This is a genomic window from Janthinobacterium agaricidamnosum NBRC 102515 = DSM 9628 (genome assembly GCF_000723165.1).
GTDB classification, from domain to species: domain Bacteria; phylum Pseudomonadota; class Gammaproteobacteria; order Burkholderiales; family Burkholderiaceae_D; genus Janthinobacterium; species Janthinobacterium agaricidamnosum.
Map to the genome: position 1 here is coordinate 4,646,058 of NZ_HG322949.1, position 16,292 is coordinate 4,662,349.

Below are 16,292 nucleotides of genomic sequence, written 5' to 3' on the forward strand. Positions count from 1 at the left end.
CTGTTTATTTCACTTTGGGATCGAGCGCATCGCGCAGCGCATCGGTAAACAGCGAGAACGCCGTCACCAGTACCGCCATCGCCACCGCTGCGGCGGTCAATTGCCACCACTTGCCAAGAATCAATTCGTTTTGCGCCTCGTTCAGCATGCTGCCCCAGGACACCACGCCGACCGGCACGCCGAAACCGAGGAAGCTCAGGATCACCTCGGCCTTGATGAAACCGACCACCAGGATCGACATTTGCACCAGCGCCACGTGGCTGATGTTCGGGAAGATGTGCGAGAACATCTTGCGCCAGTGCGACGCGCCGATCGCGTCGGCCGCCATCACGTATTCGCGTGCCTTGTGCTTGATGTATTCGGCGCGGATCTGGCGGTACGGCCCGGTCCAGCCGGTCAGGCCGAGGATCAGCACGATGGTGGTCACGCCTTTTTGCTGCAATACGGCGGCCACCGTCAAGATCATCAGGATCGATGGGATCGACGTGAAGATGCTGTAGAACCAGTTAAAGAAATCGTCGATGAAGCCGCCGTAATAACCGGAAAACGCGCCGAACAAGGTGCCGAGGATGACTGCCAGCAAGGCCGCCACCAGGCCGACCACGATCGACGTTTCGGCGCCCTTGATGGTTTTCTTGAGGATGTCATGGCCCCACTTGTCGGCGCCGAACGGCAGCGTTTCGCGCTTGGCCAGCACGCCGCCCTCGCGCACATGGCCGAGTGCGATATGCAATTGCGTCATCTCGGCCGCCAGCGGATCGGCCACGCCGTACATATCGATGGTCAGCGACGGATCGCGGCCGATTTCGGCCTTCAACTGGCGGATATCCTCGGCCAGCGGATCGAGCACATTGACCGGGGTCGGCGCATCGGCGTCGACCGCTTTCCTGACCGCGAAACCGGAAGTGGCGTCGGCGCCGACAAAGGCCGGCGGTGCATAACTGACAGCGACTTCGTTTTCCCAGTCGGACACGATCAAGCCGCTGGCCGACAGCACCAGCATCAACAGGAACGCGCCGACCACGGCCAGTGCCGCCATGGCGACTTTATCGGCGCGCAAACGGCGCCAGGCCAGCGCCCACAGGCCGGGCGAGGCGATGGCCGGCGCAGCGGCCGCCGGCGAAATGGTTGTATTCGACATCACTATCCTTACTTCAGTTGTACGCGTGGATCGACCGCCTGATACATCAGGTCAGTGAGCAAGTTGAAGATCATGGTGGCGACGGCGACATACACGGTAATCGCCTTGATCACCGGAAAATCGCTGCGCTCGACGGCCAGGATCACTTCGCGGCCGATGCCGGGGATGCCGAAGAACCGTTCCAGCAGGAACGCGCCGATCAGCAGCGCCGGCAAGTTGGACATCACATAGGTGATGATCGGAATCGCCGCGTTGCGCAGCACGTGGACCCACATGATGCGGCCTTCCTTCAAGCCCTTGGCGCGCGCGGTGCGCACATAATCCTGGCTCGCCTCATCCAGCACGAAGGTGCGGAACAGGCGCAGCGTCGGCGCGATCGATACCGCCAGGCCGATCAGGATCGGCAGCGTCGAATAGCGCAGCAGGTTTTCCCAGAAACTGTCGCCCCAGCCTTGCACCGGGAACAGGCCCAGCTTGTAGGCGAAACCGTACTGGAACACGATGATGTAGACCAGGATGCTGATCGACATGCCGACGGTGCAGGCGATCATCACCGCGCGGTCGGTCAGCGAGCCGCGCACGAAGGCGATCACCAGCGCCAGCGCGATGCCGAAGAAGGTTTCCAGGATGGTCAGCGGTATCAGCACCGTCAGCGACGGGCCGAGCCGGCTGGCGATGATGTGCGACACGGTTTCGCCGGTGGCCCAGCTCTGGCCAAAATCGAAGGTGACGATTTGCTTGATGAAAATCCACAACTGGATGTAGTACGGCTGGTCGACGCCCAGCTGGCGGCGGATATTGGCGATGCTTTCGGCATTAGACATCTTGCCGGCCAGGATGTAGGCCGGATCGCCGCCGACCCAGTTAAACAAGATAAACACCAGCAAGACCACGCCCAGCATGGTGGGCAGCATTTGCCACAGGCGGCGCAGGATATAAGCAAACATGATATTTCCTAAAAGTTATAAGCAGCGCTTATTTAGCCAGCGCCGGGTCGATATCGATGTATTGGAATTCCTCCAGCAGCACTGGATGCTTCTTGTAGCCGAGCACGGTCTTTTGCGCCAGCATATTGCGGTAGCGGGCATAGCCGATCAGCGAACCGGCGTTCACTTCCAGCTGGCGTGCCATCTTGTGGTACAGCGCGTCGCGTTCCGGACCGTCCGGCAATTTCTGGCTGGCGGCATACCATTGGTCATATACCGGGTCCTGGTAACAGCCATTGTTATTCTGCTTGGCGTTCGGACCGTAAAACAATTGCATGAAGTTATCGCCGTCCGGATAGTCGGCAATCCATGGCGCGGTACGCGTCTGCAACTTGCAATTCTTTTCCTCTTTCATGATGTCGCTGAAAATCATGCGGTCGTTTTCCATCCTGATGCCGATCGCGTTGTAGGTCTTGCGCCACATCTCGGCTTGCAGCACGCCATTGGCTTCGTTGCGCGACACATAGCGGATCAGCAGCGGCTTGCCGTCCGGCAAAGTCCGCCAGCCATCCGCGCCCTTCTTGTAGCCGAATTTGTCGAGCAGCTTGTTGGCCAGCACCGGATCGTATTGCAGCAAGCTCTTGTATTTGGGATCGTAGCCGACCACGCCCGGCGGGATCGGATAGTCGAGGCGCTGGGCCTGGCCATTCCACACGATGCGGATTTCCTCATCGATATTGTGGGCCATCGCAATCGCGCGGCGCAGTGCGATTTTCTCTTTCGAGAAACCGCCCAGTACCGGATCTTCCATATTCCAGTAGTAATACGTCATTTCCGGATCCAACAGGCGCGACAGTTGCACGCCCTTGGTCGCCAGTTCCGGCCGCAACTTGCCGTCGAGCATCGCTTTCGGCGCCAGCGGACCATCCAGCCAGAACAGGTCGGTGCCGCCGCTCTGGAATGACAGCCAGCGCGACTGATCTTCGATCATCACGCTGATCTCGATGCGGCCGATTTGCGGTATCTTCTTGCCCTTCATCTGGGCCACGATGCGCTGGTCGTCGGGATCGTCGCCAGCCTGGAAATTCCAGGTTTCCGGCAAATGGTCGGTGTTTTCATTCAAGACGATGCGGTTGCCGCGCACCCACTCGCCCAATTTATAAAAGGCGCTGCCGACCGGGTTCGACGCGACCTCGCCCTTGATATCGCCATATTTCTCGACCACTTCGCGCGCCAGCGCCGACGTCGGCTGATGCGCCAGCACCATCGGCAAATTGAAGTCGGTCTGTTTCAGGTGGATACGCAGCGTGTACGGATCGAGGATCTCGAAACCGGCGACATTCTTGTCGTAATCGAGTTTATTGGTTTTCTTGGCTTCTGCCGCCAACTCATCAAAGCCGACGATCTTGTTTTCAAACAGCCAGCTATGCGGCGACGCCAGGCGCGGATCGAACAAGCGCTTCCAGGAATACACAAAGTCGGCCATCGTCAATTCGCGGCGCTTGCCCTTGAACGCTGGATCGGGCGTAAACAAGATGCCCTTTTTCAAGCGGATGGTGTACGTCTTGCCATCGGCCGAAATTTCCGGCAGCGCGGCGGCCGCTTGCGGCACGATCCTGGCCGGACGCGCCAGGTAGTCATAGGTATACAGCGTGTCGAACATCGCCTGGACAATCAGGTTGCTGTACAGGTCGCGCGCGGTGGCTGGATCAAAACCAGTTTCGGCGGCCGGTAAGATATAGCGCAAAACCTTGACCGGCGCTTTGGCGGCGGCCGCGGCGCTGGCGGCCAGCGGCGTGATACCGGCCATGCCGATACAGGCGGCCAGCGCCAGGCGGCGTATCCATGGTGACTTCATGTAAAACCTTTCCATCTCTGTTATTTCCGCATTGAATTAGTGCACTGTGATCGCCATCCGCTGGATTGCAGCCGACAGCTTCCAAGTTCCATCCCTGTGGCGCAAACTCTACGCAAGATTTGTGCCTTGCCCGCAAGGTACAGGCGTTTCCCCGCCGCGTCAAAAAAAGGCGTAACGATAACGCATATTTCGCGCCTCAGGCTTAAGGCATGGGGGTTGAAAAAGACCGTGATGCAGCGCAACATAGTTGTCTAGACATGACATTGCTGCGACGCAGCAAATTGACACAAAAACATATCCGTAGGAACCCTTACGTTGCTTCTCATTGTAAAGTTGAAATCTAAAAAATTTCAATATGCTGCTTTGCAGCATTTATTTTTTATTTTTTTGATATTCCTAAAAAAGCATCGAAAATTATGTTGTTTCTATGCCGAATAAGAACGCTCTTCGTTGACACTCAAAGCCGCCAAGTGGTCTTATGACCCCGAGGAAAAATAACTGAATAGAATTTTTCCACATCGATTGCCGACGCAGCAATCGCCTTTGAAAAAAAATGCCGAACGTCTTGCTTACCCGGCCGGACCGACGGTTTTAATGGGAGTTTTGAGAATGATGATGGAAAAAGCTATATCCCGCTCGGTACGCCTGATTTGCTCAGGTGGTATTGCTGCGGTCACCCTCGGCATGCTGGCGCAGCCGGCCATGGCGCAAGACGCCAACGTGCAGCGGGTGGAAGTCACCGGGTCGAGCATCAAGCGCGCCACCGCCGAAACCGCGTCGCCGGTACAAATCATCACCAGTGACGACTTGCTCAAATCGGGCAAGGCGACGGTCTCCGAATACCTGCAAACCCTGACCGCCGATGGCGCAGGTTCGCTGCCTACCGGCTTCGGCAACGGTTTTGCCGCCGGTTCCACCGCGATTTCGCTGCGTGGCCTGGGTGCGACCTCGACGCTGGTACTGCTGAACGGCCGCCGCATGGCGCCGTTCGCCCGCGCCGACGATGGCCAGAAAAGCTTCACCGACCTGTCGACCATCCCGATGCAAATCGTCGAGCGGATCGAGATCCTGAAAGACGGCGCTTCGTCCACCTACGGCGCCGATGCGATCGCCGGCGTGGTCAACATCATCTTGCGCAAGGACTTCGAAGGCTTGACCGTCAAAGCCGATAGCGGCATTTCCGGCTATGGCGACGACAAGCAGAACAAAGCCTCGATCACGTATGGCAAGGGCAACCTTGAGACCGACAAATATAACTTCGTCATCAACGCCGAATACAACCAGTCGGACATGCTGATGAATACCGACCGGTCCAGCCGCAAATGGATCGGCAAGAGCGACCTGCGCGCCTATGGCTATCCGCTGTCGAACCAGTTCACCACCGGCCAGCTTACCAGCAACCCCGGCGCCAGCCCCACCGGTTCGATCTTCAATCCGAATACCGGCAAGTATGTTTCCCTGCCGGGCTGCTCCGCACTGTCGACCACCACGCCGCAAGACCCGAATGGCGGCTGCGCATGGAACCAGGATCAGTTCCGCTCGATGCAGCCCAAGATCGAGTCGGTCAATCTCTACACCCGCGGCACCTGGCAGCTCAATAGCGAGACCCAGGCTTACGCCGAAGCCGGCTACTCGAAGCGCGATACCGCCTTTACCGTGATCCCGCCTTCGGTCAGCCAGGTTGTCGCCTTTCCTGGCGGCGTAATCAACTATGGCGCCGGCGCCAATGCCGTGCAACTGGCCGCGTCTCATCCGCAAAATCCGTATGGCCAGGCGGTCAACCTGCGCTATTCCGCATTCGACGTGGGCCCGAGCACACGCCAGGCCAATAACGAGTTCAGCCGCTTCGTGGTCGGCCTCAAAGGTTCGGCGATGGGCTGGGATTACGATACCGGCTTCACCCACTCCGAATCAAAGCTGCACCTCGATTACAGCAATATGCTGAACATGAAAGTGCTCAAGGCCGCATTGGGCGATCCAACCAGCAAGTACTTCCCGTACTACATCGGTTCGCAGGCGTACAAGAACCCGGCTTCGCTGTATGCCGCCATGGTGACCCACGCCACCTCCGATTCGACCACCAAGCTCGACATCATCGACTTCAAGGCATCGCGTGAACTGTTCGCCCTGCCGGGCGGTAACCTGGGTATCGCGGTCGGCGCGGAACACCGGCGCGATAAACTCGACAATCCTTCGCTGTCGGGCACCGAAGACGGCTCGATCAACACCAGCTATGTGGCCGCCAAAGGTGACAGCAAAGTGTCCGCGGTATTCGTCGAACTGCTGGCGCCGGTACTGAAAACAGTGGAATTGTCGGGCGCAGTACGTTACGACAAATACGACAACTTCTCGTCGACCACGCCAAAACTGGGCGCCAAATGGACCCCGCTGAAAACCTTCGCCTTGCGCGGCACGTATTCGGAAGGTTTCCGCGCACCCGGCCCAGCGGAAAGCAATAGCAGCTCGCAATCGACCGGCAACTCGACCGTGCGCGATCCTATCCGTTGCCCGAACGGCAAGAAACTGCCTGGCGCCGACGATGCGGATTGCAGCATCACGATCTCGGCAATCAAAGTCGGCAATCCGGATCTGCGTCCTGAAACGTCCAAAGGCTACACCCTGGGCATGGTATGGGATCCGATCGACAACCTGAGCCTGTCGCTGGACGGCTGGAAAATCAAACGCAGCGATGAAATCAATCCAACGACCTACAGCGATGCAGCCGCCTTGCCTAGCGCGGTCCGCAATCCGAACAATAACCTGACCATCAACGGCGTCGTGGTGCCGAACACGGGCAGCTTGTTGATCGTCAATGCGCCCTACCGCAACTCGAGCTTCACCGAAATCAAAGGTGTCGACCTGGATGTGAAACAACGCTTGCGCCTGGGCGCATACGGCCGCGCCACCATCGGCCTGACCTGGACCCACGTCGCCTCGTGGGTACGTGCCGAATCGGACACGGCACGCTCTCAATATGCCGGCACCCATGGCAATTGCGATACGTCGGACTGCGCCGGCACGCCGAAAGACAAGATCAACGTCACCGGTTCCTGGGACCTGGGCAACTGGAATGTCAGCGGCATCATCAATTACCGCTCCGACATGAAGAACGTGCGGGTTGAAGGCGATCCTTGCGCCTCCCAGTTGACGGACGGTACGCCTGCGCCTAACGGTTGCAAGATCGCATCGTTCACCACGCTCGATCTGTCGACACGCTGGAATTACAGCAAGCAACTGCAATTGTTCGCGTCGATCAACAACGTGACCGATAAAGTTGCGCCACTCGATCCATTGACTTACGGCGGCATCAGCTACAACCCGATGGACGCCAGCGGCGCCATCGGCCGCTACTTCAAGGTCGGCGCCAGCTACAAATTCTTTTAATTCGCACTTGAATTAAATCAGCAAGGGACGGTGAGTGATCACCGTCCCTTTTTTATTGCCCCCTCTCTGCTCCCTGCCTCTCATCGTCGTCCCTCGCGCCATCCTTCCACCCCGGCCGTCGTCACCAGGCCAGCACAATCAGCGCCATTCTTGCAAAATCTCAAATATCTTTTCCGCAATTGTTGTTTAAACACACAAACGTCTATGCAATGTTGACTTTTTGTCGATCAAATAGTTACATTCCATGGATGCAAAATGGTAAACATTTTTCGTTGATTTTTTATTACATGATGTAATGGCCAAACAGCCGTTCGCCTTGTCTGGCGACGCCGCCGGCCGTTTTCAATCTAGTCACCCGTGCTGTTCCATCTGGAGTTTTGAATATGATCAGAGAAATACCGCTATCCCGCTCGATCCGCATCATCTGCGCCGCAGGCCTCGGCTTGCTGGCCTTGCCGGTGCTGGCCCAGGAAGCCGCGCCTGAAACGGTGCAACGCGTCGAAATCACCGGGTCGTCGATCAAACGGCTGGTATCGGAAACCGCCAATCCGCTCACCGTCTTCAAGGCGGAAGAATTCGCCAAGCAAGGCTTGACGACGGCGCAGGAAGTACTCAGCAAGATTCCATCGAATGCATCGAGCCTGGGCAGCGGCAACGCGGTCGGCGGCAATACCAGCGGCTTGCCGACCGGCGGCCAGGCCAGCGCCGACTTGCGCGGCCTGGGCGGCGACAAAACCCTGGTCCTGCTGAATGGCCGGCGCATCGCCAACCATCCATACGACGGCGCCAGCGTCGACTTGAACATCATCCCGATTTCCGCGCTGGACCGGGTCGAAGTGCTGCGCGACGGCGCCTCGGCGATCTACGGCACCGACGCGATCGGCGGCGTGATCAACTTCATCACCAAGCGCTCGATCAATGTCACCAATATCACCGCCGAACTGATAACACCGGAACACAAGGGCGGCGCCGAGCAGCGCATCAACCTGTCGTCCGGCTTCGGCAAGCTCGATACCCAGGGCTACAACATCTTCGGCGTGCTCGATTATCACAAGCAAGGCGTGCTGACTTCGCAAGACCGCGATTTCTCGAAAACCGGCATCATCCCGAACCGCGGCCTGGCCTTGACCAGCGGCACCACCTTCCCCGGTAATTATTTCGATCCAGGTTCAGGCGTCACCGGCAATCCGGGTTTCGCCAGCGGTTGCAACCCGCCGCTGTCGGTGCCGGGAAACGGCACTTGCCGCCAGGATTACACGCGCCAGATCGACGATTTGCCGAAGCAGGAACAATTGGCATTCTTCGGCAAGGGCGCCTTCAAGCTTGGCGACGGCCACCTGGCCACCGTCGAGTATTTGCACTCCGAGAACAAGGTCCAGTCGCGCACCGCGCCCCCGCCGCAAATCGAACTGGTGCTGCCGAATACCAGCAAGTATTACCCGGGTAATCCTGGCGGCGGCGTGCCGGCCCAGGCCGGCCTGTCGGGCCAGCCATTGATCGTCAACTGGCGCCCGACCGAGGCGGGGCAACGGCAAATCGATTCGAAAGGCACGGCCGACCGGCTGGTGCTGGCGCTGGAAGGCGAACTGGCCGGCTGGGACTATAAAACCGGCCTGACCTATTCGATCAGCAAATCGGCGGAAAACTTTACCGGCGGTTATGTGCAAGACGCATCGTTCGCGGCCGGCGTGCGCAACGGCATCCTCAATCCATTCGCCGCGCAAGACGCGGCCGGCGCCGCCTACCTGGCCAGCACCGCATTGCGTGGCGAGGTGCAAAACGCCAAGGTCACCACCACCGGTTTCGATATCAAGGGCAGCCGCGAATTGACGCAACTGGCCGGCGGCCCGCTGGCGATCGCGCTGGGCGGCGAATTGCGCCATGAAAAAGCCGCCTTCAACGTCAACCGCGATATCGCCAGCCAGGCCACCAGTTCCGGCCTGTCCGGCTCGCAGTCGAAAGACGGTTCGCGCAATATCGAAGCGGTGTTCGGCGAAGTCAACTTGCCGCTGATTAAGGACCTGGAAGTCAACCTGGCGGTGCGTTTCGATAACTACAGCGACGTCGGCAATACCACCAACCCGAAACTGGGCGTGCGTTACCAGGCCAGCAAACAAGTCGTGCTGCGCGGTTCGGCCAGCACCGGCTTCCGCGCGCCGACGCTGTTTGAAAAAAATGCGCCGCCATCGAAAAACGATACCAACGATAGCTACGACGATCCGATCCTGTGCCCGGGCGGCAAGCCGACGCCGGCCGCCAATCCGCTGCGCGATTGCGATTTGCAGCAATTCAAGCTGCAAGGCGGCAATGCCAACCTGAAACCGGAAAAATCGAAAACCTTCGCCTTCGGCGTGGTGCTGGAACCGATCCCGGAAATCACCGTGGCGCTCGATTACTGGAATATCCATTTGAAGGACAAGATCGCCGCGTTGCCGGAACAATCGATCTACGGCAACTATGAGAAATACAAGGCCTTGTTCTTGCGCAATCCGGACGGTTCGCCGTACGCGATCCTGGACTTGAACGACAACCTGGGCGAGGTCAAGACCGACGGTATCGATGTCAGCTTGAATGCACGTTTGCCGCGCACCAATGGTTACGGCGACTTCAGCCTGTCGGTGGATGGCACTTATGTCCACAAATACGATTACCAGAACGAGCGCGATGGCGCATTCATCAGCAACGTCGGACGTTACGCCGATAATAATCCAGTGTTCCGCTGGAAACATACGGCGGCGCTGAACTGGCGCCTGGGCAATTGGGGCGCGACCGTGTCGCAAACCTATAAGTCGCGCTATACCGACCAGAACAATGTCGATGCGCAATACCAGCACGATGTGTCGTCGTACAGCTTGTGGAATCTGTCGGGCAGCTACACCGGCTTCAAGGGCGTGCTGGTGACGGCGGGTGTCAAGAACCTGTTCGACAAGGAACCGCCATTCTCCAACCAGGGCTCGCTGTTCCAGAAGGGTTACGATCCGCGCTACACCGACCCGGTCGGCCGCGCGTTCTACCTGCGCGGCAGCTACACGTTTTAATTTAAAACGCGCTTGAAAAACCGCCGCCGGCAGCGATGCCGGCGGCGGTTTTTATTTTATCGGCTCAGTTCTCGTCCTGCAAACGGCGCTGTTTGACCGCCGCCGCCAGCGTTTCCAGCACCGCCACGCTGCTTTGCCAATCGATGCAGCCATCGGTGACCGACTGGCCGTACACCAGTTCCTTGCCCGGCACCAGGTCCTGACGTCCCGCCACCAGGTGCGACTCTACCATCACGCCGACGATGCGGCTGTCGCCGCTCGCCACCTGGGCCGCGATATCGGTGCACACCGGCACCTGGTTTTCCGGTTTTTTGGAACTGTTGGCGTGCGAAGCGTCGATCATCAGGCGCGCCGCCAGGCCTTGGGCGCCGATCGCCTTGCATGCTTCTTCGACGCTGACCGCGTCATAATTCGGCGCCTTGCCGCCGCGTAAGATGATGTGGCAATCTTCGTTGCCGTTGGTCGATACGATCGCCGAGTGGCCGCCCTTGGTGACCGACAGGAAATGATGCGGCTGCGACGCGGCCTTGATCGCTTCCACCGCGATCTTGACGTTGCCGTCGGTGCCGTTCTTGAAACCGACCGGACAGGACAAACCGGACGCCAGTTCGCGGTGCACCTGCGATTCGGTGGTGCGCGCGCCGATCGCGCCCCAGCTGATCAAGTCGGCGATGTATTGCGGACTGATCACGTCGAGGAATTCGGTGCCGGCCGGCAAGCCCAGTTCGTTGATGTCACGCAGCAATTCGCGCGCCATGCGCAAGCCGTCATTGATGCGGAAACTGTTATCCATGTAGGGATCGTTGATCAAGCCTTTCCAGCCCACCGTGGTGCGCGGTTTTTCGAAATACACGCGCATGACGATTTCCAGTTCGCCGGCGAAACGGGCGCGTTCCTTGACCAGCAGGCGCGCATATTCCATCGCCGCCTTGGTGTCGTGGATCGAGCACGGCCCGATGACGACCATCAGGCGGTCATCCTGGCCGTGCAGGATGCGGTGCAGCGCGATACGCGCGGCGGCGGCGGTTTGTCCGGCCTGTTCCGAGCACGCGAATTCGCGGATCAGATGCGACGGCGGGGTCAGTTCCTTCATTTCGCGGATGCGCAGGTCATCGGTGCGTGGCATGGTGTTCTCCAAAAAAATTAAGATCAAATAAATCGTCGAGGTAAAAAAAAACCGCCATCGCTGGCGGTTTTTTAGAATTTGCTGGGATCTCGCTATTGCTGCTACGTGAACCGGCCGCTACTCCACCGCCTTTGGGTTGGAATTGCTAAAGTAAAAATAGCTGGTAAAAAACGCGGAGCGTAACATGCAGAAAATCCAATAAATGTGTGACTGTTGGATGACTATAACAACAATCGGCCACGCTTGGCAAGCGATTGTCGCGCGGCACTATGTCGCATGCCGGCCACAACACCGCTGAAAGACGCGCACCACTGATGCATCTCCAAGGCCGAAAAGGGCAACGGCGAAGACTGGATCGTCTCGCCAACCGATGCGCCGGCCGCGCCGGCGCCCCCCCGATTGTTAGCTTGTCACCTAGGAGATCGACATGACTGAAACACTGTTGTCGCGCATGCGTTATACCGTTGCCGGAGCCGGCATCCTGCTGGCGCTTCCCGCGCAGGCGCAAGCGCAGGAAGGCAGTCCGCAAGTGGTGCCGCGGGTTGAAATTACCGGCTCCAACATCCGCCGCGCGCAAGCCGAGACGGCGTCGCCGGTACAAACCCTGAGCGCGGCCGACATCGAAAAATCGGGCAAGACCAGCGTCGCCGAATTACTGCAGACGCTGGCGGTTGATAACCAGGGTTCGGTACCCAGCAACTTCGGCAACGGTTTTGCCGCCGGCGCGGCCGGCGTGTCGCTGCGCGGGCTGGGCGCCGCGTCGACGCTGGTGCTGCTGAACGGCCGCCGGGTCGCGCCGTACGGCCTGGCCGACGATGGCCAGAAAGTGTTTTCCGACCTGAACATCATTCCGCTCGAAGCGGTGGAGCGGGTCGAAATCCTCAAGGACGGCGCGTCGGCGATCTACGGTTCCGATGCGATCGCCGGCGTGGTCAACGTCATCTTGCGCAAGGATTACCAGGGCACCGCCATCAAGGCCAGCTACGGCAAGTCGCGCTACCGGGACGGGCGCGATAGCCGGGTGTCGCTGACCCATGGTTTCGGCGACCTCGACAACGACCGCTACAACCTGCTGCTGAATCTCGAATACGGCGAAAAACGCGAAATCTGGAACCACGACCGCGACGGCCGCGGCGCGATCGGCCGCGGCGCGATCGGCCGCGCCGACTTGCGCGACCAGGGTTTCAGCGCCGTCGAGGCGCTCGGCGGCACCGGCGCCATCACCACCAATAACGCGGCCGGCAACGCCATCAACGGCAATGTGCGCAATCCCGCCACCTTCGATTATTACAACCGCGGCAACCTGGCCGGGACCGGCTTCACGCGCCAGTTTCCCGCCGCGGCCTGCGGCAACTTCACCGGCCACCCGCAAGGCGATCCGGGCGGCGGCTGCCTGATCGATGCGCAACAAATCTATAGCCAGATCCAGCCGCAACAAAAAACCGTCAACTTCTTCGGCCGCGGCGCGTACCAGATCAACCCCGGCCTGCAGACTTATGCCGAACTGAATCTGTACCACAGCGATACGCACTCCGCCACCACGCCGTCGAGCGTCAGCGGCTCGGTCGGTTCGCCGGCTGGTCCGGTCAGCAATGCCGGCGCGGCGCTGGGCGCGGATCATCCGGACAATCCGTATTTCGGCACGGCGGCGCGGCTGCGCTACCTGGCGGCCGATGTCGGCCCGCGCGTGTCCGACATCGAATCGACCTTCGTGCGGCTGGTGGCCGGTATCAAGGGCAGCGTGGCCGGATGGGACATCGACAGCGCGCTGCTGTATTCGCAAAACAAGATCAGCCACGATCAAACCGGCTATTTGCAGCGCAACGTCGCGTTCGCGCTGCTCAATCCGACGCCGGCCAATGTCGCCGCCGCCCAGCTGAATCCGGCCTACGCGGCGCTGCCGCCGGGCAGCGTGTGGCGCATCGCCGAAAACGCCGGCCTGAATTCGGCCGCGCTGTATGCCGCGCTGTCGCCGCAACTGTCGAACGACGCCAGAACCCGCCTGTCGCAAATCGACTTCAAGGCCAGCCGCGAATTGAACCAGTTGCCGGGCGGTGCGCTGGGTCTCGCGCTGGGCGCCGAATTTCGCCATGAAACCACCGAGCTGGGACCGACGCCAGGCACGGAAACCGGCAACATCATCGGCCTCGGCTACTCCGCCTACAAAGGCAACCGCAACTCGTCGGCGCTGTATGCGGAATTGCTGGCGCCGGTGCTGAAAACGCTGGAATTGTCGGCCGCGCTGCGCGCCGACCATTTTTCCGATGTCGGCAATTCCTACACGCCGAAGATCGGCGCCAAATGGACGCCGCTGCGCGAGCTGGCGCTGCGCACCACTTTCGCCAAGGGTTTCCGCGCGCCCAGCGCGGCGGAAAACGGCGTCGGCGGACTGGCGGCGTTTTCCACCGCCGCCGATCCGCTGCGCTGCGCACTGGGCGTCGCGGCGGCGTGCGACCCGGCCTCGATCGCGGTGATCACGTCGCCCAATCCCGCCTTGCAGCCGGAACGTTCGAAAAGCTATTCGGCGGGACTGATCTGGGACCCGCGCCCGCGCAGCAGCGTATCGCTGGATGTGTGGGAAATCAGGCGCACCAATGAAATCAACCAGGAGCAGACCGACGCCGCGATCGCCGCCGGCCATATCGCGCGCGATCCCAGCACCGCCACCGCCATCCCCGGCGATCCGGGCGCGATCACGGCGGTGCTGGCCAATTACGTCAATTCGGCCAGCACCAAGGTGCGCGGCGCCGACCTCGATGCGCGCCAGGGCTTTGCGCTGGGGAACGGATGGGGCAACCTGACCTTCGACCTGAAATGGACCCATCTGTTCAAATGGCTGCGCACCGAACAGGATGGCAGCCAGCGCGACTTTGCCGGCACCCACGGCAATTGCGACGTGACCAACTGCATCGGCACGCCGGATGACCGGGTCAACCTCGGCGCGACATGGGAACGCAACGACTGGCGCGTGTCGGCGCTGGCCAATTACCGGGGTTCGCTCAGCAACACCGCCTTCAAGGATGACCCGGACGGCTGCGCCAGCCATTTTGCCGACGGCAGCGATGCGCCGCGCGGCTGCAAAATTGCGTCGTTCACCACCATCGACCTGACCTTGCGCTGGAAGGCGGCGCCGCGCATCGAAGTGTTCGGCTCGATCCAGAACCTGTTCGACAAGATCGCGCCGCTCGATCCGCTGACCTATGGCGCGGTGTCGTACAATCCGCTCGACTACAGCGGCGCGGTGGGGCGTTATTTCAGCGCAGGCATGCGCTACAAGTTTTAAAGCGGATCTAACGCGGGCATAACCCGGACGCTTGCGCTTCCGGGTTATGCTTGCGGACTGGCGATTTACGCGGTGCCGCCGACCGTCACGCCATCGATGCGCAGCGTCGGCTGGCCGACGCCGACCGGCACGCTCTGGCCTTCCTTGCCGCACACGCCGACGCCGGAATCGAGGCGCATGTCGTTGCCGATCATCGAGACCCGGTTCAATACATCGGGACCGTTGCCGATCAGCGTAGCGCCCTTGACCGGATAGGTGATCTTGCCGTCTTCGATCATATACGCTTCGCTGGCCGAGAACACGAACTTGCCGTTGGTGATATCGACCTGGCCGCCGCCGAAATTGACCGCGTACAGACCGTTCTTGACCGACGCGAGAATTTCACCCGGATCCTTATCGCCGCCCAGCATATAGGTGTTGGTCATGCGCGGCATCGGCAAGTGGGCAAACGATTCACGGCGCGCATTGCCGGTGACCGGCATTTTCATCAGACGCGCATTCATCGTATCCTGGATATAGCCTTTCAGGATGCCGTCCTCGATCAGCGTGGTGCACTGGGTCGGATTGCCTTCGTCATCCATGTTCAGCGAACCGCGGCGGTCGGCCAGCGTGCCGTCGTCGACCACGGTGACGCCCTTGGCGGCCACGCGCTGGCCAATCTGGCCGGAAAACGCCGACGAACCCTTGCGGTTGAAATCGCCTTCCAGGCCATGGCCGATCGCTTCGTGCAGCAGGATGCCGGGCCAGCCCGGCCCCAGCACGATGGTCATCGGACCGGCCGGCGCCGGACGCGCATCGAGGTTGACGATGGCCGAATTGACCGCGTCGGTGGCGTATTGCTCCAGCAGCGCGTCGTCGAAATACGCATAGCTGTAACGCCCGCCGCCGCCGGACGAGCCCATTTCGCGGCGTCCGTTCTGCTCGGCGATGACGGTCACCGACAGGCGCACCAGCGGCCGGATGTCGGCCGCCAGCACGCCGTCGCTGCGCACCACCAGCACCACGTCGTATTCGCCGGCCAGGCCAGCCATCACTTGCACCACGCGCGTATCCTTGGCGCGGGCGATTTTTTCTACCCGTTCCAGCAACTTGACCTTGGCGGTGGCATCCAGCGACGTCAGCGGATCGTTCGGCAAATACAGCGCACGGCCGCCCTGCTGCGTCATGCTGGACGCGACCTTGATCTTGCCGGCGCCGGCGCGCGCGATGGTACGCGTGGCGGCCGCCGCTTCCAGCAAGGCGCGTTCGGAAATGTCATCGGAATACGAAAAAGCCGTCTTGTCGCCGGACACGGCGCGCACGCCGACGCCCTGGTCGATCGAAAAACTGCCGGTCTTGACGATGCCCTCTTCCAGGCTCCAGCCCTCGTTCTTGGTGAACTGGAAGTACAGGTCGGCGTAATCGACCTTGTGGGTAAACATGCTGCCAAGCGCTTTCAGCAGCTTGTCTTCATCCAGCCCGAACGGCGTCAGCAAGATGTCGCGCGCCACGGCCAGCGTTGAGAGATTGGGTTCGAATGGAATCATGATCCTGTCT

General features: G+C 60.3%; 8 protein-coding genes. 3 read left to right on the plus strand and 5 right to left on the minus strand.

Annotated elements, in window-relative coordinates; genetic code table 11:
• Positions 1 to 4: 4 nt before the first annotated feature.
• From GJA_RS19970 to GJA_RS19980, 3 genes are read right to left on the minus strand one after another with little or no spacing between them, the layout of a single operon-like run.
• Complete coding sequence (locus GJA_RS19970; protein WP_051781176.1) at positions 5 to 1,141, minus strand: ABC transporter permease; 1,137 nt, start codon at positions 1,139 to 1,141, stop codon at positions 5 to 7.
• A gap of 8 nt (positions 1,142 to 1,149) precedes the next feature.
• Positions 1,150 to 2,088 carry an ABC transporter permease gene (locus tag GJA_RS19975; RefSeq protein ID WP_038495773.1) on the minus strand — a complete coding sequence of 313 codons (939 nt, stop codon included), beginning with the start codon at positions 2,086 to 2,088 and terminating at the stop codon, positions 1,150 to 1,152.
• Positions 2,089 to 2,116: 28 nt separating this feature from the next.
• Positions 2,117 to 3,925 carry an ABC transporter substrate-binding protein gene (locus GJA_RS19980; RefSeq protein ID WP_038495776.1) on the minus strand — a complete coding sequence of 603 codons (1,809 nt, stop codon included), beginning with the start codon at positions 3,923 to 3,925 and terminating at the stop codon, positions 2,117 to 2,119.
• A gap of 615 nt (positions 3,926 to 4,540) precedes the next feature.
• On the opposite strand from GJA_RS19980, the gene GJA_RS19985 reads away from it, so the two are divergent.
• The gene (locus GJA_RS19985; protein ID WP_051781177.1) at positions 4,541 to 7,309 is read left to right on the plus strand and encodes a TonB-dependent receptor; all 2,769 of its coding nucleotides are present in this window, start codon (positions 4,541 to 4,543) and stop codon (positions 7,307 to 7,309) included.
• A 383-nt stretch (positions 7,310 to 7,692) separates the two neighbouring features.
• Positions 7,693 to 10,347, plus strand: a complete 2,655-nt coding sequence (locus tag GJA_RS19990) for a TonB-dependent receptor (RefSeq protein WP_038495781.1) — start codon at positions 7,693 to 7,695, stop codon at positions 10,345 to 10,347.
• 64 nt (positions 10,348 to 10,411) lie between these two features.
• Here GJA_RS19990 and aroG read toward each other — a convergent pair whose 3' ends face one another.
• A complete protein-coding gene (gene aroG, locus GJA_RS19995) occupies positions 10,412 to 11,473 on the minus strand; it encodes a 3-deoxy-7-phosphoheptulonate synthase AroG (protein WP_038495784.1) in 1,062 nt (353 codons plus the stop codon).
• A gap of 427 nt (positions 11,474 to 11,900) precedes the next feature.
• Here aroG and GJA_RS20000 point away from each other — a divergent pair, with 427 nt between their 5' ends.
• Positions 11,901 to 14,756 (plus strand): TonB-dependent receptor, encoded by a 2,856-nt coding sequence (locus GJA_RS20000; protein ID WP_051781179.1) that lies wholly within the window; start codon positions 11,901 to 11,903, stop codon positions 14,754 to 14,756.
• Positions 14,757 to 14,821: 65 nt separating this feature from the next.
• Here GJA_RS20000 and tldD read toward each other — a convergent pair whose 3' ends face one another.
• Positions 14,822 to 16,282 carry a metalloprotease TldD gene (gene tldD, locus GJA_RS20005; RefSeq protein ID WP_038495787.1) on the minus strand — a complete coding sequence of 487 codons (1,461 nt, stop codon included), beginning with the start codon at positions 16,280 to 16,282 and terminating at the stop codon, positions 14,822 to 14,824.
• Positions 16,283 to 16,292 lie beyond the last annotated feature (10 nt).

Excerpts from the sequence above, each read along its gene's own strand:
- GJA_RS20000 (WP_051781179.1), top strand. The coding sequence starts at position 11,901 with ATGACTGAAACACTGTTGTCGCGCATGCGTTATACCGTTGCCGGAGCC.
- GJA_RS19980 (WP_038495776.1), bottom strand. The coding sequence starts at position 3,925 with ATGAAGTCACCATGGATACGCCGCCTGGCGCTGGCCGCCTGTATCGGC.
- aroG (WP_038495784.1), bottom strand. The coding sequence starts at position 11,473 with ATGCCACGCACCGATGACCTGCGCATCCGCGAAATGAAGGAACTGACC.
- GJA_RS19970 (WP_051781176.1), bottom strand. The coding sequence starts at position 1,141 with ATGTCGAATACAACCATTTCGCCGGCGGCCGCTGCGCCGGCCATCGCC.
- tldD (WP_038495787.1), bottom strand. The coding sequence starts at position 16,282 with ATGATTCCATTCGAACCCAATCTCTCAACGCTGGCCGTGGCGCGCGAC.
- GJA_RS19985 (WP_051781177.1), top strand. The coding sequence starts at position 4,541 with ATGGAAAAAGCTATATCCCGCTCGGTACGCCTGATTTGCTCAGGTGGT.
- GJA_RS19990 (WP_038495781.1), top strand. The coding sequence starts at position 7,693 with ATGATCAGAGAAATACCGCTATCCCGCTCGATCCGCATCATCTGCGCC.
- GJA_RS19975 (WP_038495773.1), bottom strand. The coding sequence starts at position 2,088 with ATGTTTGCTTATATCCTGCGCCGCCTGTGGCAAATGCTGCCCACCATG.